Origin of the sequence: Mangrovicoccus ximenensis, from assembly GCF_003056725.1 — a bacterium.
Classification (GTDB): domain Bacteria; phylum Pseudomonadota; class Alphaproteobacteria; order Rhodobacterales; family Rhodobacteraceae; genus Mangrovicoccus; species Mangrovicoccus ximenensis.
This window is the reverse complement of record NZ_QBKZ01000002.1, coordinates 73,248-92,988: the sequence shown is the minus strand read 5'-3', so window position 1 is coordinate 92,988 and position 19,741 is coordinate 73,248. Positions and strand designations below refer to the sequence as shown.

Below are 19,741 nucleotides of genomic sequence, written 5' to 3'. Positions count from 1 at the left end.
AACCCTGGCGCTGCTGACGGCGCGGACCTTCCTGGTGGAGAAAGTCAGGGCAGCCGAGAACTCCTCGCGGGCCGCGCTGCGCAACTTCGGGCTGAGGACCGGCTCCGTGACCCGGAAGACCTGGGAAGGACGGGCCCGCGACCTTGCCGATGGCCATGACATCCTCGAAGGCCTCGTCGGGGCCATGCTGCGGGTGCGCGCCTTGCTGATCGCCGAACCGGACGCGCTGGACGGCCAGCTCACGGCACTCGCGAAGTCCGATCCGGTGACCCGGCTTCCGATGACGATGCCGGGTGTCGGCGTCATCGTGGCTCCGGGCTTCCGCAGCGCGGTCGACGATCCCGGCCGCTTTCCCGGTCCCGCAACGTGGGTGCGTGGCTCGGACTGACGCCGCGACGGTGGCAGTCCGGCAAGACCGACATCGCCGGCCGGCTCACCAAGGCGGGGATGCCCGCGTGCGCAGGCTGCGCTTCGGGGCTGCCGCCGTTCCGGCCGGGTGCGCATCCTGTCGCCGCTCGAGGCCTGGGGCCTGCGGATCGCGAAGGGGACCTGCACGAAGAAGGCCATCGTTGCCGTCAGCCGGAAGCTTGCCACGATCCTGTTGGCCATGTGGAAGACCGGCAGCAGATCGGCGATCTGTCCGGTCCGCGCCGCGGCATCGGCAGTCGCCAGGCGATCCGTCCCCCCGGACGGCGCGCTCGTCCTCCGCGCTCCCGGAACACGGTTTGCTGCGCCGGGCGGGCGAAGCGCAGGGCCGCCGTCCAGCCCGTCCGGATCTCGCCTTCTCCCCTGGCGGATTTGCCGCTGACGCGGACCGGCCCGACCTCCCGGACCGGCCCGGCCATGGCGCGGGAGCGCCCGATCCGGCGATCCGCGCCCGGATCCGGCGGATCGCGGCGCTGCCGGACGTCACCCCGGAGGCCGCGAGCCCGCTCCCGGCCTGAGCGCATTGGGACCGAAAGAGCGGCCTCCTCCCCGCGCCGCCGGGGCAGGTCCGGGAAGGTGGCAGGTACCGGCCGCCGCCGGTCGATCTCCAGCCGGAAGAGTCGAAACGGTTGTCGCAGCCGATGAGGTCGCGGAAGAAGGATTCCGCTTGGCCGACGCCGACGAGGATAGCCGCCATGCCCCGATCGCGGCCAACCGGCATCTCCTTGCAGTCATCGCCCAGCAGTGCCGCGCAGTCGATGCCGAAGGCCTTGGCCTCGAAGAATGCGCTGCGGCACGGATGCGGTTCGCCGCGGGATTCCCGAAAGTGCGGGCATCGGAGGGCGGCCGGGTCTGCCGGAACAGGCAAGCGTGGCGCCCGGACCAGCGTTGCGCGGAGCGGCGCGCCGAACCGGACAGGCGCTGCATCTGCAAGTTCGGGCTTGGCGCCGCCGCCCTGCGCTCCGGCCCAGGGCATTGCCGTCAAGCGATGGCCCGGGCTGCTGCGTAGCCGGACAGCGTCAGTTCCGGATTGTCGAGCCAGTCCCCGGCATAATAGGGCGCCAAGGGACCATAGGCGTCGAACAGCCGCCGCAGGTCGCGCACGGCATCGCCGCCCTCTTCGGGCAAGGGATTGGCCATGTCGACACGGATGTCGATCAGCGGCCGCTCGACCCCTGCGGTGCAGATCACCAGGCCGGCCGAGCGCTGGCCGATGGTCTCGCCCCCGGCGGCATAGCCCGCCTCGATCGCCTGCACGAGGCGCTCGCCGAAGCCGCCGCCGCCGCCCGCGGCAAAGCTGTCATGGATCGCCCCGACCACGCCCGCCCCAGACAGGTTGTTGCCCATAGCGACGAAGCCCTCGCCGACCAGATGCCCGGTCCAGACCGCGCCATGCGACGGGCTGTGCGCGGCAGCGCGGCCATCGGCGGTGACGATGCCGATCTGGCGGTAGTCGAAAAACCGGTCCTTCTGGCGCAGCGCGCCGAGGATCTGCTCGGGCGGCCAGCCCTGCCCGGCCAGCTTCAGCCCCGCGAGGCCGTGGCGCCAGTCGGAATGGCATTGCGACGAGATCGCCGCCACGCCGCCTTTCACATGCGGACATCGCGAGGCGACGCCCAGCGGGCTGGTGGCCAGGCAGATCCCGAGATCGCCGGTCTCGGCGTCGCGGGCGACGATGGTGAAGGTCATTGCGGAACTCCTCTGGAATGGCAGCGGGACGGGGCGCGGCTCAGAACGGCCGCGGCGCCACCGAGCGGGCGGCGTAGATCTCGACGAGCGGAAGGTATTCGCGATGCAGCCGCCGCAGGTCGGCCAGCGCGTCGCCCGCTGTCACCGGCGCGCGGCGCCCGCCTGCAGGCGGGTTCGCGATCATCCTGCCGGACTGGCTGCAGGCTCCGCTGCGGGCCGTTCTGTCGGGGGGCCATGATCCCGCCTATCTCGAGGCGGAAGCGCGGGCTTTTCTCCGGGACCTGCCGGGGACGGGGCGCAGCCCGCGTCCGGGACGGATCACGCAGGCACTGGCTGCGGCGCTCGATGCGCAGGCTTGCGACACCGGCCTTGCCGGGCTCGTGCTCGGCGCTGATCCGCGCACGACACCGCAGCTGTACTACCTCCAGACCGACGTGTCCGCGCTGGATGGCGCCTGCCGCACGGCCATTGCCGCGTGGTTCGGCGAGGCACCGCCGTATCCGGTGATCGTGCCGACAGGCCCGAAGACAAAGGTCGGATCGCGCCGCGTGCCGCCCGACAAAAAGGTTGCCGCGTATTTCCGGGAGCGCGGGGAGGCCGCAGCGGACGCGGCCCTCGGGCTGCAGCGCGGCAAGCCGTCCGCGGCCCGCGAGGTCCACGGAGCCTTCGCGGCGCATGCCGCCGCGGTGCTGCTGTGGTGTCTCGGACGGCGCCCACATGGCGAGGTTCTGCCCAAATTGCAGGAGCTTGTCCCTGGCGTCGCGCATGCCGCAATCAGGATCGTCGACAAGGGCAATCGCTCCGTCGATGACGGCCGCTGGCTGCCGCTGCCTTCCCTGGCGGCTGTGACGATCCGGGAAATACGATCGCAGCTGGACCATGTCATCGCCTGGGGGCGCATGTTCTCGCCGCAAGCCGTCGCCTATGCCCGGCGGGCGCAGGCCGGGGAGGTGTCGCCGCTGTTTCTGCTGCCTGATGCGGGCGGAACGCCGGTTCCGCTGCGCTGCAGCGAACACTGGGAGAGCGCGCCGATCCCGCGGTTGCCGCGCAACTGCTTCCGGCATGGATGGCGCAGCCGGATGACGCGGGACGGGGTCGCCGGGTGGCGGATCGATGCCTGGATGGGGCATGGCGGCTGGAGGTCCGCGCCGCTTCTGAGCGGATCGGCTTTCGCCGCCGGCGACCTCGACGGGATCGCGCAATGTATCGACGGGGTTGCGGCGGAACTCGGGATCACGGCGCCGATGGCGCGGAGGTTGCTGCCATGACGGGGCACTTCAGCGACGATCGGCTCGCGCAGGTGGTCGCGCGCCTGGCGGACCGTCTGCGGCCGGACGACCACGAGGCGCTGCGCGCGGCAGAAGAGGAAGCGAGGTCCGATCTGGCCGCGGCGGCTCCGGACCTGTCCGCCGCGGATGTGCAGAGGCTGGCGAAACTGGCGTTGGACCGGGCGGAGGATGCTCTGGGATGCCGCATTCCACGGGCGCGGCGCAAGCCCGCCCCGGCTCAAGGCCTCCGCCAACGGCCGGAATGCCGGAACCGGAAAGGCCGCCGCTGACGCGCCGCTTGCGGCGCTCGAGCCGAATGCCGGCGTTTCCGGCAGCCGAGACGCGGACGGCGCGCCGCCCTGCCGGAAGCGGCACGTCACCAGATGACTCCCGACTCGGCCGCCGCTCGGCCCTCTTCCGTCAAGCTCCAGCCCAAGTTTTGTGCTCCCAGGCAGAATTCCGGCGATTTGATCGCCAGTTTCCGGCACGTCCCTCCGTGTCCCGCATCCTGGATTGACCGCTTTCCCGCAGAACTACCACACTGGGATACCAGTTGCAGGAAGAGGCTTCCATGTTCGACGCCATCGACGAGACCCGCCAGGACCTGGCTGCCGTCTACCGGCTGATCGCCCGGTTCGGCATGGATGACCTGATCCATACCCATGTCTCCGCCCGGCTGCCCGGCTCGCCCGGCCATTTGCTGATCAACCGCTACGGAGACCTGTTCAAGGACGTCACCCCGGAAAGCTTGGTGGTGATCGATCATGACGGCCGGCAGGCCGAAGGCGCGCCGGTGCCGGTCAACACGGCGGGCGCGGTGATCCATTGCTGCATCCATGCCGCCCGGCCGGATGCCGCCTGCGTCGTGCATTGCCATACCCCCGCGGGTGTCGCCGTCAGCTCGCTCGAGGAAGGTCTCCTGCCGCTCAACCAGACATCGCTCCTGTTCTACGGCCGCGTCAGCTATCACGAGTTCGAAGGCATCGCGCTCGACAGGGACGAACAGAGCCGCCTGGTCGCAGATCTGGGCAGCAACCGGGCGATGATCCTGCGCAATCACGGGCTCCTGACCGTGGGCCGCAGCATCGGCGAGGCGTTCTCGCTGATGTACAATCTCGAGATGGCCTGCCGGATGCAGATCATGGCGGCCTCGACCGGCATGAAGATGCGCCTGCCCTCTCCCGAGGTCTGCGCCCGTACCGCCGCTCAATACGACTCCGACCCCGACGGCGCTGCAGATCTGGAATGGCAGGCGCTGCGCCGCCTCGCCTGGGAGGACCGGACGCCGTGACGACGACGGTCATGCTCGCCGATCCGCTGGCCTGGGACGACCGCTATCTCGCGGCGTTCCGGCAGCACTGTCCGGAGGTCCGGTTCCTGCGCTGGGACGAGGCCGCGGCGCGGGCGGAGCGCCATGACGTGCTGCTGGCCTGGCAGCTGCCGCCCGAAATGGAGGCGCTGCCGGCCTCCGTGCGCAAGGTCGTCTGCTTCGGCGCCGGGACCGACGGGCTGGACCGCGACCCGCGGCTGCCTGCCGGAATGCCGGTCGCGCGGCTCGTCGATCCCGACCAGGCCCGGCAGATGGCCGATTTCAAAGCCCTGCACCAAAATTGAGTCAGAGCCCAAATGGCTCCCGGCGAGGTCGTCATCCGGATGGAGGGCAAGGTCGACCTTGGGGCGCCGGACGCGACCGGCGGCGGTCCCGATATCCTGATCCGGCCGCGGCGCAAAGCGTCTGCAGCCAAGCGCTTCTGCCACAGGCTTTTCCGGCGCCGGGGAATGCCGAAGTTGAGGACTGGGCGCACCTGACGGTGCATGTCTCGCCGCAGCTTCGGGCCGAGCAATGCGCCGCCGCCGCTCTGCCAGCTCCCGGCGCCCCCGTGGCGGGATGCGACCGATCTCCATCCGGACTGCACCGCCCAGCCTGCAGCCGGAAGGGCGGCCGAAGCGCCGGAATTCGGACAGCGGGTGACAACCAGGCAAGGCCGCCAGTGGAATCGGGGCCTTGGCCGCCAGCGGATTTGCGCAACCGCGCCACGGCAACCGGCACGTCATCTCTGCCGGGTTTGAGCGGCAGCGCCTGTCCCGGAGAAATGCCGCCCGCTTCCGGCACCCCCCTGCGCGGAAGCAGATCGGCGGATGCCGTCATCCGGGCCTCGCGGAGGAGCACGTCATGGGTGTTCTAATTAATATGTTGTTTACTTACGGTTGCACCTGCCGCAAGGTAAAGAAATCGTGATTTTCTCGGGGGAGGAATTTTCATGAAACTCTTCATCGACGCCTTTGTCGTTCCGAAAAACCTGCTCGATGCCGTCTTCGGTCCGGGCACGGATGGCGGGTCATTGACGCTGGACCCGGCCGTGCCTGTGCAATTCCAGGATGCGGACGGGCGGATCGACATCTCCGACCCCGCGGCGACGCAGGTCGCAGTGGCGGACGGGAGCCCTGCCGACATCGTCTCGGTGCACTTCGCGGACCTCCTGCCGCCGGACGGGGGCGCCCCGCACCGCCTGGCCGTGATCGCGCGCGCGGGCTCGACGGACTGCATCCTTCTGCCCGTCGACCCGGCAACCGGCCAGGCCGTTGCCGCGGCAGGCATCCTCCCCGGCAGCTATCTCGCAGCCCGCAGTTCCGGACCAGTCGAGGTCACGTTGCCGCCAGCCGCCCCGGTGATGGAGATTGCGGCATCGGCCGCCTCCACCGCCGTTCCGACCGAGGGGCCGGATTCCCTGCCGGGAACATCGGGCGCGGACCTGATTGACGGGCTCGGCGGCGATGACACGATTTCCGGGCTCGGCAGCGGCGACCAGCTCTTCGGACGGCAGGGCCGGGACGACATCTGGGGCGGTGCCGGAGACGACCTGATCGAGGGCGGCGCGCAGGCCGACACGCTCGCCCGCCGCCAGCAGGCCCGGCTCGACGCCTGGCCGGCAGGAGAGGCCGCCGGTCCCTGAAAGGAGCTTGGTCCGCCGCCAGCGGCTTGGCCTGGCGCCGGAGCAGGATTCGGGATGGGCAGATGGGGGCGGCACCCAGCCCGGCGGCCGCGAAGCCGGTGCGGGCGTTTCCAAGCCCCGGTTCCGTCTGGCCATGGCGGAAACATCGCGCCGGACGGACCCGAGGCAAACTGCGTTGGCAGTGTTGCGGAACTCATTTGCCGCGGGGATCCACGTCGCGAATCCCACGGGGCAAGCCCCCATCTTGAGGAAGCAAGAACCTGCCCGCTACCGCACGGCGAACTGGAAATCCTATAACGATGCGTTGAAGCGTGGCGGGGCGCTGCTCGACTGGCCGGACCGGGACATGGCCCGCGCCGAACGCAGGCAAGCCCGGGCGTCCGCCGGTGTTCCCTGAACGACGACGATCAGAAGACGATCCGGGGGAGTCCGGTCCGATCGGCGCAAGCGGCAAATCCTCCGGCGGGGTTCCCTGAGGACCGGGCGGGCGGCGCCCTGCCCGAAGCTTGCCATCCAGGTCCGCCTGATCGTGAATGCCCTCTTCGGACTGCTGCTCCGGCAAGCGGCGGTCATGGTTTCCAGCATCCTCAAGAGGGCAGGGCTGGACTGGCGGCCCCCCTGCTTTTCCATGCTCTGCTGGAGCGTGACGGGACCGTGGCGCCAGCGGGGCCGCGAAAGCCTGTCGAACGATCACTGTCGAGCTATCGTTTTGCCGGGCCCAAGGTCCCGTGAACCTCCTTTGGTCCCCTCTCCGGCATTGCTGCGCAATGCCGTTCCGGGCAGCGGACAGCGCCGGCATCAAGGTCCCGGGCGGCGGCGGGTGGCTTGCGGGGAAGCACGGTATCCGGGCTGTCGCCAGCAACGCAAAGCCCATCTGGCAATGGACACGGGCACCGGCGACATCAAGGCGGCGGAAGTCACCGCCCGCCGCGAGGGCGACAGCCCCGTCCTTCCAGACCTTCTCGACCAGCTTCCGGAGGACGAAGGCATCGGCACAGTCACCGGCGAGCTGCCTGCGGATGCGCTGTCGCCCATCGGGCGCGGACCGATGCGCCGCGATGGGCAATTCCGGGCACCGCTGGCGGCGCCTCCGATACCCGGCGGTGCCACTCGGCGATCCTGGCGCGCGGAGGCACGAGGGTCATTCCGATCCGCAGGACGGCCGCCTCAGGAAGGCGGATTGCCCTGCCGCCTTGCCGTGCAACGGCATCCTGCGGGCAACCCGGCGCCTCGGCCGCGTTCGCCGCGCCGGTGCCTGCTGCGTCCACGCCGCCAAGCGCGGCGACGGCCGCACCGTCGAGCGCCAGCGGCAGGAAGGCGAAGGCGCCGAGCTGCTGCGCCGCGGTCTCGCCGTCATTGTCGGCCAGGATGAGGAAGCCGCCATCGGCATCGATCAGGAACCGGCCGTCAGCCTGCACCACCGTGCCGACATAGGTGCCGTCGACATAGCCCGACATCAGGTTGGAGCCGTCCTCGGCGATCTCCGCCGTGACCACCAGCCGGTGCCACGCATCGAGGCCGAACGCGCCCGCATACTGGCCGGAAATGCCGATGCCGAAGCTGTCGCCGGAGCGCAGCATGAAGAACTCGCCGTCCGAGCCGTTCGACAGGTCGGTCTGGAACAGGCTGTTATAGGACCAGCCGCTGTCCGAGCCGGCATGGAGGTCGAAGATCAGCGTGTAGGTGCCGATCATGCCGGAAAGGTCGCCCGGGATGACGGCAAAGCCGCCTTCCGGGCCCGAGGCCGGGGCATCGAGCAAGGCGATGGAGGACGTGCCGAGCGCCGGCAGGGAAAGGTCGCTGAGGGAGACGATGCTGCTCATGGGAAAATCCTGGAATTGGGGGGAGCCGGGGCTCCGGCACATGTCCGGAGCCGCGCGGGGCATGGATCAGGCGATGTCGAAGGACGCGGGCACCGCGCCGGTCAGGGCGATCTCGCCGAACAGGCGGTTCAGCCCCTCGGCCATGGCCTGCGCTTCGGCCTCGCTGGCGAACTCCGCCTCGAAGCCGCGCGTCACCGCGCGGCCGGCGACCGAAAGCCCGGTGCCGTCGGCGACGGCCCCGGCATCGCTCCCGTCGCCCCAGGCGAGGATGCGTTCGTAGAAATTGGAGGTGCGGGTGACCGTGCCGCCCTCTTCGGCGACGATCGCCTCGACGAAGCGTTCCAGCCGGTCGAAGGTTTCGACCGATCCGCCCATGTCCGGGGTCAGGCCGAACGCCTCCGCCGCCGCATCGTAGAAGACCCGGGCATCGCCGATGTCGAAGCGGAATTCGTCGGGACCGGCGGCCAGCGCGCCGGTGTCCCGCACCTTGGCCAGGACCTCGTCCGCGAAGGCATCGAAGGCCCGCGCCGTCTCGGAATCCGCGAATTTCGCCCGGAACAGCCCGTCGACCGCATCGCCTCGGATGGTGACTCGGGTCTCGGCGAAGACCAGCGAATTGACCTGGGCGCCGCCCGCCAGCGCGGCGTCATCGATCTCGCCGCGGAGCCGCACCGTGCCGCCGAAGGCCTCCGCCGCCGCTGCGAGCAGCGCGTCGATGCTCCAGCACCGGAAAGGCGCGGTGCGGCAGGTCGCGGAACGCCTCCGCCGCCGCGACGATCTCGGTTCCGGCATCGAGCACCGCGACCTCGCGCGTCATGTGATGCGCCACCGTGTCCGACCAGCGCTGGTAATAGGCAGCGCTCAGCGCCGGGCCGAAACAGTCCTTCTGCGTGAGGATGCCGACGAGCTGTCCCCCCGCATCCAGCACCGGCGCCGCCGAGACCCGCGCCGCGACCAGCCGGGTCACCGCCTCGCGCATCGGCAGCTCCGGCGCCAGCGCCAGGAACTCGCGGCGCATCACCGCGGCGATCATCTCCTCCGCCATGTGCTATCCTCCGAAATCGTCGCTGAAGATGCGTCCCGGCTCCACCCCGGCTTGGTCGAGCGTGCGGCGGACCGCGGCGATCATCAGGGGCGGGCCGCAGAGATAGTATTCGCAGGCCTCCGGCGCCGGATGGCGGCGCAGCGCGGCGCCCAGCGTCTCGTGGATGAAGCCGGTCGCGCCGGTCCAGCGGTCGCCGGGCGCCGGATCGGAGAGCGCCGGGGTCCAGGCGAAATTCGGGCAGTCCCGCGCGATCGCCTCGAATTCCTCCGTGTAGAACAGGTCGATCGCCGAGCGCGCGCCGTAGAAATAGTGCATCTTGCGCGGCGCGCCCGCCGCCACCTGTTCGTGGATCAGCGCGCGCAGCGGCGCCATGCCGACGCCGCCGCCGACGAAGACCATCTCGCGGGACGTGGGCTGGGCGTGGAACTCGCCATAGGGGCCCGACAGCTCCATCGCATCGCCCGGCTTCAGCCCGAAGAGATAGCTCGAGACCAGCCCCGGCGGAACGGTATCTTCCTGCCCCGGCGGCGGCACCGCGAGGCGGATGTTGAACACGGCGCGGCCGCGGTCCCCGGGACGGTTGGCAATCGAATAGGCGCGCGTGACCGGCCCCGGCGCCGTGGCGGTCAGCCCGCGCCAGCCGGCATCGGCCCAGGTCTCGGCGTAGTCCTCCGGCACCTCGATGCGCGAGAACGGCAGACGGTAGGCCGGGACGGTCAGCTGCATGAAGCTGCCCGCGCGGAACTGAAGGTTCTCCTCGCCCGGCAGTTCCAGCACCAGCTCGCGGATCAAGGGCGCCAGCATCCGGTTCGACGCGACGCGGCACTGGCGGGTCTCGACCTCCAGCAGATCGGCGGGCAGCTCGACCGCGACCGGGCCCTTCACCGCGACCTGGCAGGCCAGCCGGACATGGCCGCGCCGCTCGCTGGCCGAGAGCATGCCCCTTTCGGCCGCGCCGGGATCGCCGAGACGAGCGCCACGCCGGCCAGCGCCGCCACCGGCAGCCGCCAGCCGGTGGTCTCGACCATCGTGCCGACCAGAAGCCGCGCGGCCATGCCGCCGATGGAATTGCCCGCCAGCACGTAGCCCACCGCCCGGCCGAGGTGCTCCGGCGCCATCTCCTCGGCCAGCCAGGCCAGGTTGATCGCGGTGATGCCGCCGAGGATCAGGCCCAGCAGCGTCCGGAAGACGAGGAACATCGTCCAGTCGGTTGCCGCCGCCATGGCGAGAAGCAGCACGGCGGTCATCAGCGTGGAGAACAGGATCACCGGCTTGCGCCCGACCGCGTCCGAAACCGGCCCGGTGACCACGAGGCCGAGCGCCAGCGCGATGGTCGGCAGGCTCAGGCTCATCCCCGCGCCGGTCACGCCGATGCCGAATTCCTGCGCGAAGACAGGCATCAGCGGCTGCACGAAGTAAAGCGCCGAGAAGGCCGTCGCGCCGCACATCACCAGCGCCGCGCAGATCCGGGCGAAGCCGGGGCGGCGGTCCTCGAGCGGCAGGACGGGGGCAGCGATCGTGGCGGGCATGGCGGACTCCTTTTCGCCGCCTCTCCTACTGGACGCCGCACCATGCCGAAATTACAATATAGGCAAGTTATCCATGCCGGAATTCTATAGATGGACCTCAGAAGGCTGCAGACCTTCCTCCGCGTCGCCGAGACCGGCTCGCTCAGCGCCGCCTCGGACCGGCTGCGCATCGCCCAGCCTGCGCTGTCGCGCCAGATCCGCATGCTGGAGGACGAGGTCGGCCAGGTGCTCTTCACCCGCTCGCGCGAGGGCATGGCGCTGACCGCGGCAGGAGAGCTGCTGCAGGCGCGGGTCTCCGGGCTACTGCGCCAGCTCGAACAGGGCGTCGAGGACGTGCGCAGCATGGAGGAGGCGCCGCAGGGCAAGGTCGCGGTCGGGCTGGTGCCCTCGGCTGCCGCGATCATGGGCGCGGATTTCGCGCTGGCCGTCCGCCGCGCGCATCCCGGCATCCGGCTGAACCTCCAGCAGGGCTATACCAGCCACCTGCTCGACTGGGTGCATCGCGGCGATCTCGACATGGCGCTGGTCTATCGCGGCGCCGGACAGCTGCCTGCGGAGCAGCTGGTGCGCGAGGAGCTGCTGCTGGTCGGGCCGCGGGGCCATCCGCTGTTGGACGCCCCCGCCGAGATCGCGCGGCTCGACGGCGTGCCGATGGTGCTGCCGAGCGCCGAGAACGGGCTCAGGCTGATCGTCGACATGGCGGCCGAGCGCGCGGGGATGCGGTTGGGCTGGCCACCGGTGCGGGCGGCGGCTCCGGTGCGGCCGGAGCTTCGGGCGGCGCCGGCTCGGGGGCGATCTCGGGCGGGGTTTCCCACTCCTCGACCATTGCCGCGATCATTTCGGAACTGCCCTGAACGGAGACAGCGGCAGAGCCGCCCGCGCCGCCGGAGGCGCCGCCTTCCTCATCCCTCGCGAAGGCGGCAAAGATCGCCAGATGGCCGGCGAGCGCCGCGCAAATGCAGGCGGTGAACTGGATCTGCCGTTTCATTTCGAGGCCGTCACGATCTCGGCCCTGAGGATGCCGGCTGCGGGAAGCTGCGCCATCAGCGCGGCGAGCTTGGCCGCGGGCAGCGCGGCATCGACCCGGATCTGCAGAGGCGCGGCACAGCCGTCGCCGCAGTCGGCCATCGCGGCGGAGACCGCCTGCAGGACCTCGTCGCCGCCGGCCATGTCGCGGAAGCCGAGCTGTCCATCGGCATCGACCAGAAGAGTCAGCTCGCCTTCGGGCTGGGCCTCGCTGCGGGCTTCGGGCGGCTCGACCTCGAAGGGGGCCGGCGGCGCGATCTGCGCGGTCATCAGGAAGAAGATCAGCAGCAGGAAGACGACATTGATCATCGGGATGATGCTCTCCGACGGCTGCCGCTTGGGGGGAGAGGCAAGTCGCATGGCTATTCCACCAGTACCAGATTGGAGAAGCCGGCCTGGCCGAGGGCTTCCATCACCTCGACCAGCCGCTGCACGTCGGCGCCCTCGCCGGCCCGGAGCACGACCGGATCGGTCGCTGCCTCGGTCAGACGGCCCAGCTCGGCGGCCAGGGCTTCGGGCGCCATGGCGACGCCGTTCAGCGCCAGGCTGCCGGCCTCGACCTGGACCAGCCGCGGCGGTCCGGACCAGCCGCCGCCGCCGCCCGCCAGCGTCATCGGGATCTGCATGTCGATGCCGAAGCGCGAAGCGAGCATGAAGAACACCAGCAGCAGGAAGACCACGTCGATCATCGGCGTGAGGCTGGGCCGGCGCGAGCGGCGGGGCTTGGCGAGGGACAGGCTCATTCCGCGGCGGCCCGGTATTGCGGCGCGGCAGTGTCGCGGGCGAGGAAGACGCGGGTGCCGAGGTCTTCGAAGTCATGCGCCAGCCGGTCGCAGACGCTTTCCAGCCAGCTCAGCGCCATGGTGGCCGGGATCGCCACGGCCATGCCCGCCGCGGTGGTCAGCAGGGCTTCCCAGATGCCGCCGGCCAGCATCGCCCGCCCTGCCGCCGCGCCTTCTGCAGCGCGCGGTAGGGCTCCACCCAGGGCAGGACGTCCTGCATCGGCGAGACCGGAAAGGCCCCGGCGATGCCGTCCGGCGCAGCCAGCGCGGCCAGCATGGCCTCCGGCGAGACCGGGTCGGGATGCACCGGACTGCGCCCGGTGCCGAAGCGGATGGCGGCAAGATGCGGCTGGAACACGGGGCGACGGGCCTCTGCAGGTTGCGGGTCTCGCCCCGGATCCTACACGAGTTTTCCCTGCCCCGTCATGACGACCTCGCGAACCGCGCGGCTTTCCGCGCAGCCCGCCCGCCATCCGGGCCGTGTCAGGCCTTGGTGTCGACCCAGTCCGCGAAAGCGTCGACAAAGCCCTGCAGGAACTTGCGTGCGCCCTCGTCGGCAATGCCGCCCTCGGCATCGAAGCTCGAATCGCGCAGGCTCATGTAGACGCCGGGCTGGGTCATCACGGTCATGCCGACCGCGCCCATCAGGGTGATCAGCGACATGATGCCCGCCAGCGCGCCGAGCGCGCCCGGGGTGGCGCCGATCCCGGCGGCCGGCTTGCCGCTCCAGGAGCCCTTGCCATAGGGGCGCGAGCCCCAGTCGATCGCGTTCTTCACCGCGGGCGACATGAAGCGGTTGTATTCCGGCGTCAGCACCAGCACCCCGTCGGCGGCATCGACGATGCGCTTCATCTCGGTGACGGCGGCCGGCGGGTTCTCCCACAGGTCCTCGTTGTAGAGCGGCATGTCGAGATCGACATAGTCGAATTTCAGCTTGCCCTCGGCCAGCTTCTCCAGCGCTTCGGCGAATTTGCGGTTGATCGAGTCGCGGCGCAGCGATCCGACGAGTACGGCAACAGTTTTCATCACGGGCTCCAAACGGATAATTGTTAAGCTCTGGCCCCCTAGATATTCCGATGTACGGGAAAGAAAACCGGCACTTATGTGCGCAGGCGAACACAGATCGGCGCGAAACGGGCATATCTTGGTCCGCCTGCGTGCCCGCAGGGGGTTGAAACCTCCGTTTGCAACGCGTAGATGACCGCTCGAGAGGTTGGCGCGGGCAGGCACCTCGCCAACCCGGTCAGGTCCGGAAGGAAGCAGCCGTAACGAGCCCCGCTTGGGTCGTTGTCCAGCCTCTCACCCCACCCCCCTCTAGCGCCATGAAAATGCAGGAAACTCCTGCACTCCAAGGGCCTCTGCCACAAATCCTGCTACAAACGTGGTCGAGCGCGACGGCGAGACCCGGCTGGCGCGCGCCGCCACCCGGCGCGGCCTGCCGCTCTGCCTCTCCACCCAGTCGGTCACGCCGATCTGGGCGATCCGCGAGGCGGTGCCCGAAGCGCGGATCTGGATGCAGCTCTACACTTGGAACGACAAGGAGCTGAGCTACGGGCTGATGCGCCAGGCGGCCGATGCGGGCGCCGAGGTGCTGGTGCCGACGCTCGACACGCCGATCGCCATCCGCAAGGACTGGAACAGCCGCCGCGGCTTCGGCATGCCGTTCCGCTGGCGCGCCCGCACGGTTCTGGACGTGGCGCTGCACGCGCCCTGGGCGATGCGGGTGATCCTGCCCGAACTGCTGAAGGGCGGCATGCCCGCGCACGGCCATTATCCCGCGGAAAGCCGCCCGACCCTGACCCACGCACCGGACGACGCCCGCATCGGGTTCGCCCCGCCGCGCGACTGGGACGAGATCGCCCGGATCCGCGACCGCTGGCAGGGCAAGCTGGTCCTGAAGGGGGTCTGCGCCCCGGAAGACGCGGAAAAGGCGGCGGAATTCGGCGCAGACGGGATCGTCGTCTCGTCCCATGGCGGCCGCAATTTCGATGCCTGTCCGGCAGTGATCGACCTGCTGCCGCCGATCTGCGCGGCCGTGGGCAGCCGCGTGACGGTGCTTGCCGACAGCGGCGTGCGCCACGGGCTCGACGTGCTGAAATACCTGCATGCCGGGGCCGCGGGCGTGATGGCCGGCCGCCTGCCGCTCTGGGGACTGGCCGCGGCAGGCGAGCCCGGGGCGGAAACTGCGCTGGCCGGGCTGCTCCAAGAGCTGCAGGAGGCGATGATCCTGTCGGGGCTCGACCGGGGCGACCTGCCCGGCATGGCAGCGCCGCAGCACAAGGACGCCGCCTGAATTCCGGGCAATCCGGCAGCCCGGCACCCTCAAAGGATGTTTTTTTCGTATAGGCTACGATTTTTCCTTTGATGGATGGACTGCCGGACGCAGAACGGGAGGCAGGACAACAGGAAGGACCGCCCCCATGCAACTCTCGGGCATCGTCACCGCAACGCCGACCCCGCTTCTCGGGACCGGCCGGATCGACCGCAAGGCTGCCGCCGATCTGGCGAATGCGCTGGTCGCGGCCGGCACGGAGGGGCTGGCCCCGATCGGCGGCACCGGCGAGGCCACCGCGCTGACCGCTCCCGGGCCGCGGTCCGGGCCTCAATTGGTGCGCGTGTGCCGCATCGGGACCTGGCGCCCATGCCAGGAGGCCTGAGCTCGCCCGAGCCGCCGCCGGCGTCTCCATATGCGCCAGCGCCGCCGGCCGTCATGGCTCCGCTTCCGGAGGCGGGATTGCCGCCATCGCAGCTGGCGCCCTTCGCCATGTGACAAGTCGCAGGTTCAGGCGGAACATCGATGCCCGTTGCCGGGAGAGCAGCCGCGCGGCTGCGTCCGACGGTGCCATGACCAGCGGAAACTTGGGCAGGTTTCTTCGGCCTTGCTGGTTCGGAATCGGCAATGCGCGGGCCGGCACGGCTCTCCGGGCCGTGGGCGGGGGGAGCGCGATGGCGCTCAAGCCCCTTTCCAAGGCAGAGCCTCCCGGCACGCCCCTCGCCTGCAACATGCCGTGAATCATCAAGAAGCGCTCTGTGCGGCGTCATGTTTGCCCAAGGGCTCGGACACCGGCACGCCCCGCCGGCGCTATCCCCCTCGAAAACACCTGAAATCGGAATTTAGGGGGCGGATGCAGCGCTTGCCGTTCATCGGGCTTTCGGGGCCCCGCTGGCGCCACGGCCCCGTCCCGCATCGGCGCCGGCTAAGCGTGGAGACGTCCGGCACCGGCCAGTCCATGCCTGCCATTTCGAGGATGCTGGCGGCAATTCCGCCGCGCCGCCGCCCATCGGGCCCGAACCGATGGGGCCGCGATGGGCAACTCACGCGGGCCCGCGGCGATCCCATCGCCCGATCTGGCGCGGCGGCAGGCCGGACAGGACCTTCGCCATGACGCGGAACGGGACGGCATGCGCCGGGCAGGGCGCCGCCCGTCCGGCCAGGAATCCTCCGCGGAGGATTTGCCGCCTTCGCGGATCGGACCGGACTGTCCCCGGACCGTCTGCCGATCCTCCTTGTTCAGGAATGCCGGCGGACATCCCGTCTTGCCGATCTTCGTCACGAGCCAGGCCATGTCCTTGTCCAGCCAGACGAGCCGTGCCCCGCGCCGCTTAAGCGCGTTCGACCTTGCGCTCGGACCAAGGGCGCATCGACGGCTCAGGGCTGCATTTCGGTTGGTGGTACGGTAGCGGGCGGCGTCAGGCCTTGCTCATGGCAGGCTCTCGCCCCGCCGGAGCCACGCCGTGAATCCCGGAAGCCGCTGAGCCCTGCAACAGCGCCCACTCGCCATTGTCACTCGGACCAATGGCGCGACATGGCTCGTTCCAGGAGGCCTACATGCAAGGCATCTCGACCCGGTCGGTGGACGGCTTGGTCAAGGCGATGGGATGAGGAGGATCAGCGGAGCGTCCAGTGGACGGTCCGCCCGACGAATGCGGCATGTCGGAAAGCCAGGTCAGCCGCCTGTGTCCGGAGATGACGAGCGGGTGAACGCAGTCCTCACGCGGCCATTGGAGGGCGCCTGGCCATGCCTCTGGCTCGATGCGACGTACCTCAAGGTCCGCGAGGGCGGGAGGATCATCAGCAAGGCCGTGATGCTCGCCGTGGCCGTCAACGAGGACGGCAAGCGCGAGGTGCCGGGCGTCGCCACGGGCCCGTCGGAAGCCGAAACGTTCCGGACGGATTTCCTGCGCACCTTGGCCGATCGCGGTTTGCGCAGCGTCAATCTGGTGATTGCCGCCGCCCGCCGCGGTCTCGGCGCCGCCGCGCGCCGCGTGTTCAGCGCCACCCACCGGCGCTGCGTTCGGCAGCGGTCCCGGAGTTGCCCATCGTGGCGCCATCGGTCCGAGCCCGATGGGCGACGGCGGCCACTGCCTCACTGCATTGGATGCGCAACGCGCTCGCCCATGCTCCCGCCAAGCAGCGTACGGCCGTGGCGGCGATGCCGAAGGCCATCTTTGCGCAGGAGGCCAAGGCCGAGGCGGAAGCCCAGTGGATTGCCGTTGCCGACGCGCTGAGGGAAAAGCGGCCGAAGCTCGGCGAAATGATGGACGGCATCCGCGAAGATGTCCTTGCCTGCATGGGGCTCCGCCCGTTCTTGCCTCGAACCGTCCCCCGGACGGTTCGCCGCCTGCGGCGGACCGGCGCGAACTCCCCAGGCAGCATTGGAGCCAGATCGCGTCGACCAACCCGCTGGAAAGGGTGAACCGCGAGATCAAGCGCCGCGCCGACGTCATCGGGATCTTTCCGAACGATGGTGCCATCATCCGCCTCGCCGGCACGTCCGGCATGGGCCTCGGACCCATGGCGGCCACATGCCGAACTGCTCGAGACCAACGGCGAATGGGCCGTGGCTCGGAGATACATGTCTCTTGAACCCCTCGCCCGCGTGACCGAAACTCGGAACATCAGGCTGCCCGCCGCAGCCGCCTGATCAGATCCGGGCCTCTCCGAAGGTCGGCGATCTTACATGCGCGGCCTGCATCAAAATTGAGTCAGAGCCCCATTTGCCTGCCGGAGCCCGTCCGCGACCTGATGGCTGGAGGCGGCACTGGCTGGTCCATGACGGTCCGGAGACCTACCTCTGCCACGTGGGTCCGGGCGGGGGAACCGATCTTCGGCCCGAATGCGGACGGGCCGCATGTGCAGGGAACTGGATGGGCCGGAAGCCGCTGGACGCAGCGATCGCCGAGCGGGTCCTGACCGAGGGACCTCGTCCCGGACCCGGTCCTGAGGCTCGGCCGCAGCCGTCGCGCGGGCATGTCCAAGAGGCCGCCTTCCCATTGTGTGAAGGCCGGCAGGCCGAACGGAATGCTCCGCTGCACGGCCCGGACAATGGCCTGCTCCGGTCGCCAAAGGTGCAGACAGGCGAACGGGCACAAGTCCCGGCGGGGCTGACCTCAAGAGGAAGCGGAGGCCACCGATTGCGGTTTCCGCATGCGAACATGCGTGTCGAGGGCGGAAGGGGACCGGAGCAGCGGTGCTGGCGGTTTCGGTGCTCGCTTCGATGCGGTGCCGGGCGCGATGCCATCCTCGGGGGAGTTTCCGGGACCGGGGCAAGGCGGCCCGGCGCATCGCACGGTCTCCGAAACGCTTTCCAAGCTGGTCGCATTCTGTCTGCAGCTTTGCCTGAAGCAGGGCGGCTGCATCGGCGTCTTTGGGCGCGCGCCCGAGGCTGGGGCCTGTCGCCCATATCGGGGGGGAAATCCGTTCGGTCCTCCTCCGGGGCGGACCGGCCGCGTTCCGAACCCTTGCCCCTGGCGAGATCATGCGGCGCCGTCGGTCCTGCCGCTGGCGGCGACGGCAGGCGCGCCGCTCGGGAGACGTGGGTCCTTTGATCCGGGAATGGCGTGGCATGCCGGCAAGCGCGGCCTGCCCGGACCGTTTCGCGGGCCGCCTCGTTGCCCGGGTTTCTGCCGCAGATGCCTGCTGTCCGGGCCATCGGGACGGCCAGCAGGCATCTGCATGCGGCAACCTGCGGTGCCATGCTGCCATCCTGCGGGCAAGGCGATGTCCGGCCGGGCGCTGCGGAACAATCCGGCCTGCCGCCAGGCGCGCGGCAGAGACGGCCCGGATGATCCGCGTCAAGCGCGTCGGCGGGCGGATCATGTCGCGGGAGGCCGGACGCCAACGGACGGGTTTCAGTTCCGGATCGGACAAGCGGAAGAGCTGCCCGAAGCTCCCGCAGAGGAACCGGCGGCGGAAGCTGCGGCGCCTGAGGCTCCTGCCGAAGTGCCTGCAGCCGAAGCACCGGCGGAACCGGCCGAAGAGGCTGCTCCGGCGCCCGCTCCCGCGGCAGCGCCCGAGCAGGAGCTGGAAACCGCCGAAGCGGATGCCGCGGCAGCCAAGCCGAAACGGCGCGGCTGGTGGTCGGTCGGCTGATCACAGGCGATCCGGACGGACAGGAGGGCCACAGCGGAACACCGCTGCGGCCCTTTTCCTTTGTGCGTGCAGGACCCCGCAAGGCCGCGCCGGCGACCCTTGCAAAGGGGGGGCGGCAGCCCTTGGCGCGTCCCTGATCGGCCATGGGGTCCTTGATTGGAAAGCGTCGGCCGTGGTCTTTCCGGTGCGGGCGATTTGCATCTGGTTTGCGGCCCTGGGCCGCGACCGTCCGGACGCAAGAAGCGGTGCCGGGCCAAGGGGCGCCGACGCCCCTTGCCATCGGCCTCCCGCGCCCGGCCCGTTGGACGCCCCGTGCCGTCGGGAATCTGGCAATCGGTCTCCGGCGGCGGCGGTTTCCCGGGCAGATCGCCCGGTCCGCTGACAAGGGCAGTGCGGGGTGCGGTCCGGGAACCGGACGGCGGGACGCTGCAGAGTTGGCCCGCGCTCCGGGGCGCGCTTTGGCCGAGGATGAGCGGTCCCGTGCCCCAGGTCCGAAAGCCGTGTGGACACGGCGCGCCGGAACCGCGCCATCGCGGCGGGACCGGCATCGGCTGACTGGCTGCGGGAGGGAGCCTCGCGCAGCGGGCGACAGGAAGAGAGGGGCTGAACCGCGCGCCCTGCCTGCAAGGATTTCTCCGGTGCCAAGGCCGAAGCTCGCCGGGTGTCCGTGCCGGTCCGCGACAGCGGAAAATCTTCCGCGGAAGCTTCGAGGACCGAACAGGCTTGGTGAAAATCGATCGCCGCAGGCTGGCGCCAGGCGTCCGGCCATCAGCACGCAGGGGGTCGTGCTGCAGGAGCGGGGATGGTCTGCGGTCCTTCCGGGAAA

General features: G+C 70.1%; 21 protein-coding genes, 1 other RNA gene and 2 pseudogenes. 14 read left to right on the top strand and 10 right to left on the bottom strand.

Annotated elements, in window-relative coordinates; all coding sequences use genetic code 11:
• Positions 1-34 precede the first annotated feature (34 nt).
• Positions 35-388, top strand: a complete 354-nt coding sequence (locus C7T91_RS34950) for a hypothetical protein (protein WP_108258611.1) — start codon at positions 35-37, stop codon at positions 386-388.
• Positions 367-1,071: a hypothetical protein gene (locus tag C7T91_RS39155; protein ID WP_407943264.1), complete on the top strand. Its 705-nt coding sequence runs from the start codon at positions 367-369 to the stop codon at positions 1,069-1,071. Before C7T91_RS34950 ends, C7T91_RS39155 begins: the two co-directional genes overlap by 22 nt.
• A gap of 336 nt (positions 1,072-1,407) precedes the next feature.
• On the opposite strand, the gene C7T91_RS06805 is transcribed toward C7T91_RS39155, so the two are convergent.
• Entirely contained in the window at positions 1,408-2,115 is a 708-nt protein-coding gene (locus tag C7T91_RS06805; protein WP_108258609.1) for a DUF1028 domain-containing protein, read from the bottom strand.
• A gap of 380 nt (positions 2,116-2,495) precedes the next feature.
• On the opposite strand from C7T91_RS06805, the gene C7T91_RS06800 reads away from it, so the two are divergent.
• The 6 genes and pseudogenes from C7T91_RS06800 to C7T91_RS34945 all read left to right on the top strand — a co-directional run.
• Complete coding sequence (locus C7T91_RS06800) at positions 2,496-3,383, top strand: hypothetical protein (protein WP_108258608.1); 888 nt, start codon at positions 2,496-2,498, stop codon at positions 3,381-3,383.
• A complete protein-coding gene (locus C7T91_RS06795) occupies positions 3,380-3,673 on the top strand; it encodes a hypothetical protein (RefSeq protein ID WP_108258607.1) in 294 nt (97 codons plus the stop codon). The genes C7T91_RS06800 and C7T91_RS06795 overlap by 4 nt, the downstream gene beginning before the upstream one ends.
• A 263-nt stretch (positions 3,674-3,936) precedes the next feature.
• A complete protein-coding gene (locus C7T91_RS06790) occupies positions 3,937-4,674 on the top strand; it encodes a class II aldolase/adducin family protein (protein WP_269100285.1) in 738 nt (245 codons plus the stop codon).
• The gene (locus C7T91_RS06785; RefSeq protein ID WP_108258605.1) at positions 4,671-4,997 is read left to right on the top strand and encodes a Rossmann-fold NAD(P)-binding domain-containing protein; all 327 of its coding nucleotides are present in this window, start codon (positions 4,671-4,673) and stop codon (positions 4,995-4,997) included. Before C7T91_RS06790 ends, C7T91_RS06785 begins: the two co-directional genes overlap by 4 nt.
• A 647-nt stretch (positions 4,998-5,644) precedes the next feature.
• Positions 5,645-6,337 carry a calcium-binding protein gene (locus tag C7T91_RS06775; RefSeq protein WP_108258603.1) on the top strand — a complete coding sequence of 231 codons (693 nt, stop codon included), beginning with the start codon at positions 5,645-5,647 and terminating at the stop codon, positions 6,335-6,337.
• 481 nt (positions 6,338-6,818) lie between these two features.
• Positions 6,819-7,575, top strand: a pseudogene (locus tag C7T91_RS34945) (transposase); the annotation flags it as partial.
• Between the two features lie 651 nt (positions 7,576-8,226).
• On the opposite strand, the gene C7T91_RS06755 reads toward C7T91_RS34945, so the two are convergent.
• Genes C7T91_RS06755 through C7T91_RS06740 form a run of 4 tightly spaced genes read right to left on the bottom strand, consistent with a single transcriptional unit; the run spans position 8,227 to position 10,734 of the window.
• Complete coding sequence (locus C7T91_RS06755; protein WP_108258601.1) at positions 8,227-8,832, bottom strand: hypothetical protein; 606 nt, start codon at positions 8,830-8,832, stop codon at positions 8,227-8,229.
• Entirely contained in the window at positions 8,807-9,205 is a 399-nt protein-coding gene (locus tag C7T91_RS06750) for a CBS domain-containing protein (RefSeq protein ID WP_201742008.1), read from the bottom strand. The genes C7T91_RS06755 and C7T91_RS06750 overlap by 26 nt, the downstream gene beginning before the upstream one ends.
• A gap of 3 nt (positions 9,206-9,208) precedes the next feature.
• Positions 9,209-10,144, bottom strand: a complete 936-nt coding sequence (nqrF, locus tag C7T91_RS06745) for an NADH:ubiquinone reductase (Na(+)-transporting) subunit F (RefSeq protein ID WP_108258600.1) — start codon at positions 10,142-10,144, stop codon at positions 9,209-9,211.
• Positions 10,087-10,734 carry an MFS transporter gene (locus C7T91_RS06740; protein WP_108258599.1) on the bottom strand — a complete coding sequence of 216 codons (648 nt, stop codon included), beginning with the start codon at positions 10,732-10,734 and terminating at the stop codon, positions 10,087-10,089. Before C7T91_RS06740 ends, nqrF begins: the two co-directional genes overlap by 58 nt.
• A 90-nt stretch (positions 10,735-10,824) precedes the next feature.
• Between C7T91_RS06740 and C7T91_RS06735 the strand changes: the two genes are divergently transcribed.
• Positions 10,825-11,703: a LysR family transcriptional regulator gene (locus C7T91_RS06735; protein ID WP_108258598.1), complete on the top strand. Its 879-nt coding sequence runs from the start codon at positions 10,825-10,827 to the stop codon at positions 11,701-11,703.
• A 15-nt stretch (positions 11,704-11,718) separates the two neighbouring features.
• Here C7T91_RS06735 and C7T91_RS06730 read toward each other — a convergent pair whose 3' ends face one another.
• From C7T91_RS06730 to C7T91_RS06710, 5 genes are all read right to left on the bottom strand, one after another.
• Positions 11,719-12,120, bottom strand: coding sequence for an ExbD/TolR family protein (locus tag C7T91_RS06730; RefSeq protein WP_108258597.1), 402 nt, complete (start codon positions 12,118-12,120; stop codon positions 11,719-11,721).
• Positions 12,121-12,122: 2 nt separating this feature from the next.
• Positions 12,123-12,503 (bottom strand): ExbD/TolR family protein, encoded by a 381-nt coding sequence (locus C7T91_RS06725; RefSeq protein WP_108258596.1) that lies wholly within the window; start codon positions 12,501-12,503, stop codon positions 12,123-12,125.
• Positions 12,500-12,694, bottom strand: a complete 195-nt coding sequence (locus C7T91_RS06720) for a MotA/TolQ/ExbB proton channel family protein (RefSeq protein ID WP_108258595.1) — start codon at positions 12,692-12,694, stop codon at positions 12,500-12,502. The genes C7T91_RS06725 and C7T91_RS06720 overlap by 4 nt, the downstream gene beginning before the upstream one ends.
• Positions 12,661-12,900, bottom strand: coding sequence for a hypothetical protein (locus C7T91_RS06715; RefSeq protein ID WP_108258594.1), 240 nt, complete (start codon positions 12,898-12,900; stop codon positions 12,661-12,663). The genes C7T91_RS06720 and C7T91_RS06715 overlap by 34 nt, the downstream gene beginning before the upstream one ends.
• A gap of 125 nt (positions 12,901-13,025) precedes the next feature.
• Positions 13,026-13,568 carry an NADPH-dependent FMN reductase gene (locus C7T91_RS06710; protein ID WP_108258593.1) on the bottom strand — a complete coding sequence of 181 codons (543 nt, stop codon included), beginning with the start codon at positions 13,566-13,568 and terminating at the stop codon, positions 13,026-13,028.
• Between the two features lie 181 nt (positions 13,569-13,749).
• On the opposite strand from C7T91_RS06710, the gene ffs reads away from it, so the two are divergent.
• From ffs to C7T91_RS06680, 5 genes and pseudogenes are all read left to right on the top strand, one after another.
• Positions 13,750-13,846, top strand: an RNA gene (ffs, locus tag C7T91_RS06705) — signal recognition particle sRNA small type.
• 77 nt (positions 13,847-13,923) lie between these two features.
• Positions 13,924-14,835, top strand: coding sequence for an alpha-hydroxy acid oxidase (locus tag C7T91_RS06700; protein WP_108258592.1), 912 nt, complete (start codon positions 13,924-13,926; stop codon positions 14,833-14,835).
• 127 nt (positions 14,836-14,962) lie between these two features.
• Positions 14,963-15,199, top strand: a complete 237-nt coding sequence (locus tag C7T91_RS06695) for a dihydrodipicolinate synthase family protein (RefSeq protein ID WP_108258591.1) — start codon at positions 14,963-14,965, stop codon at positions 15,197-15,199.
• Positions 15,200-16,359: 1,160 nt separating this feature from the next.
• A pseudogene (locus C7T91_RS06685) lies at positions 16,360-17,467 on the top strand (transposase); the annotation flags it as partial.
• Positions 17,468-18,765: 1,298 nt separating this feature from the next.
• Positions 18,766-18,915, top strand: coding sequence for a hypothetical protein (locus tag C7T91_RS06680; RefSeq protein WP_201742007.1), 150 nt, complete (start codon positions 18,766-18,768; stop codon positions 18,913-18,915).
• Positions 18,916-19,741 lie beyond the last annotated feature (826 nt).

What these genes read in the sequence shown, in the direction of transcription:
- C7T91_RS06805 (WP_108258609.1), bottom strand. Translation starts at nt 2,115, where the DNA reads ATGACCTTCACCATCGTCGCCCGCGACGCCGAGACCGGCGATCTCGGG.
- C7T91_RS06795 (WP_108258607.1), top strand. Translation starts at nt 3,380, where the DNA reads ATGACGGGGCACTTCAGCGACGATCGGCTCGCGCAGGTGGTCGCGCGC.
- C7T91_RS06775 (WP_108258603.1), top strand. Translation starts at nt 5,645, where the DNA reads ATGAAACTCTTCATCGACGCCTTTGTCGTTCCGAAAAACCTGCTCGAT.
- C7T91_RS06750 (WP_201742008.1), bottom strand. Translation starts at nt 9,205, where the DNA reads ATGGCGGAGGAGATGATCGCCGCGGTGATGCGCCGCGAGTTCCTGGCG.
- nqrF (WP_108258600.1), bottom strand. Translation starts at nt 10,144, where the DNA reads ATGCTCTCGGCCAGCGAGCGGCGCGGCCATGTCCGGCTGGCCTGCCAG.
- C7T91_RS06740 (WP_108258599.1), bottom strand. Translation starts at nt 10,734, where the DNA reads ATGCCCGCCACGATCGCTGCCCCCGTCCTGCCGCTCGAGGACCGCCGC.
- C7T91_RS06735 (WP_108258598.1), top strand. Translation starts at nt 10,825, where the DNA reads ATGGACCTCAGAAGGCTGCAGACCTTCCTCCGCGTCGCCGAGACCGGC.
- C7T91_RS06730 (WP_108258597.1), bottom strand. Translation starts at nt 12,120, where the DNA reads ATGCGACTTGCCTCTCCCCCCAAGCGGCAGCCGTCGGAGAGCATCATC.
- C7T91_RS06725 (WP_108258596.1), bottom strand. Translation starts at nt 12,503, where the DNA reads ATGAGCCTGTCCCTCGCCAAGCCCCGCCGCTCGCGCCGGCCCAGCCTC.
- C7T91_RS06720 (WP_108258595.1), bottom strand. Translation starts at nt 12,694, where the DNA reads ATGCTGGCCGGCGGCATCTGGGAAGCCCTGCTGACCACCGCGGCGGGC.
- C7T91_RS06710 (WP_108258593.1), bottom strand. Translation starts at nt 13,568, where the DNA reads ATGAAAACTGTTGCCGTACTCGTCGGATCGCTGCGCCGCGACTCGATC.
- C7T91_RS06695 (WP_108258591.1), top strand. Translation starts at nt 14,963, where the DNA reads ATGCAACTCTCGGGCATCGTCACCGCAACGCCGACCCCGCTTCTCGGG.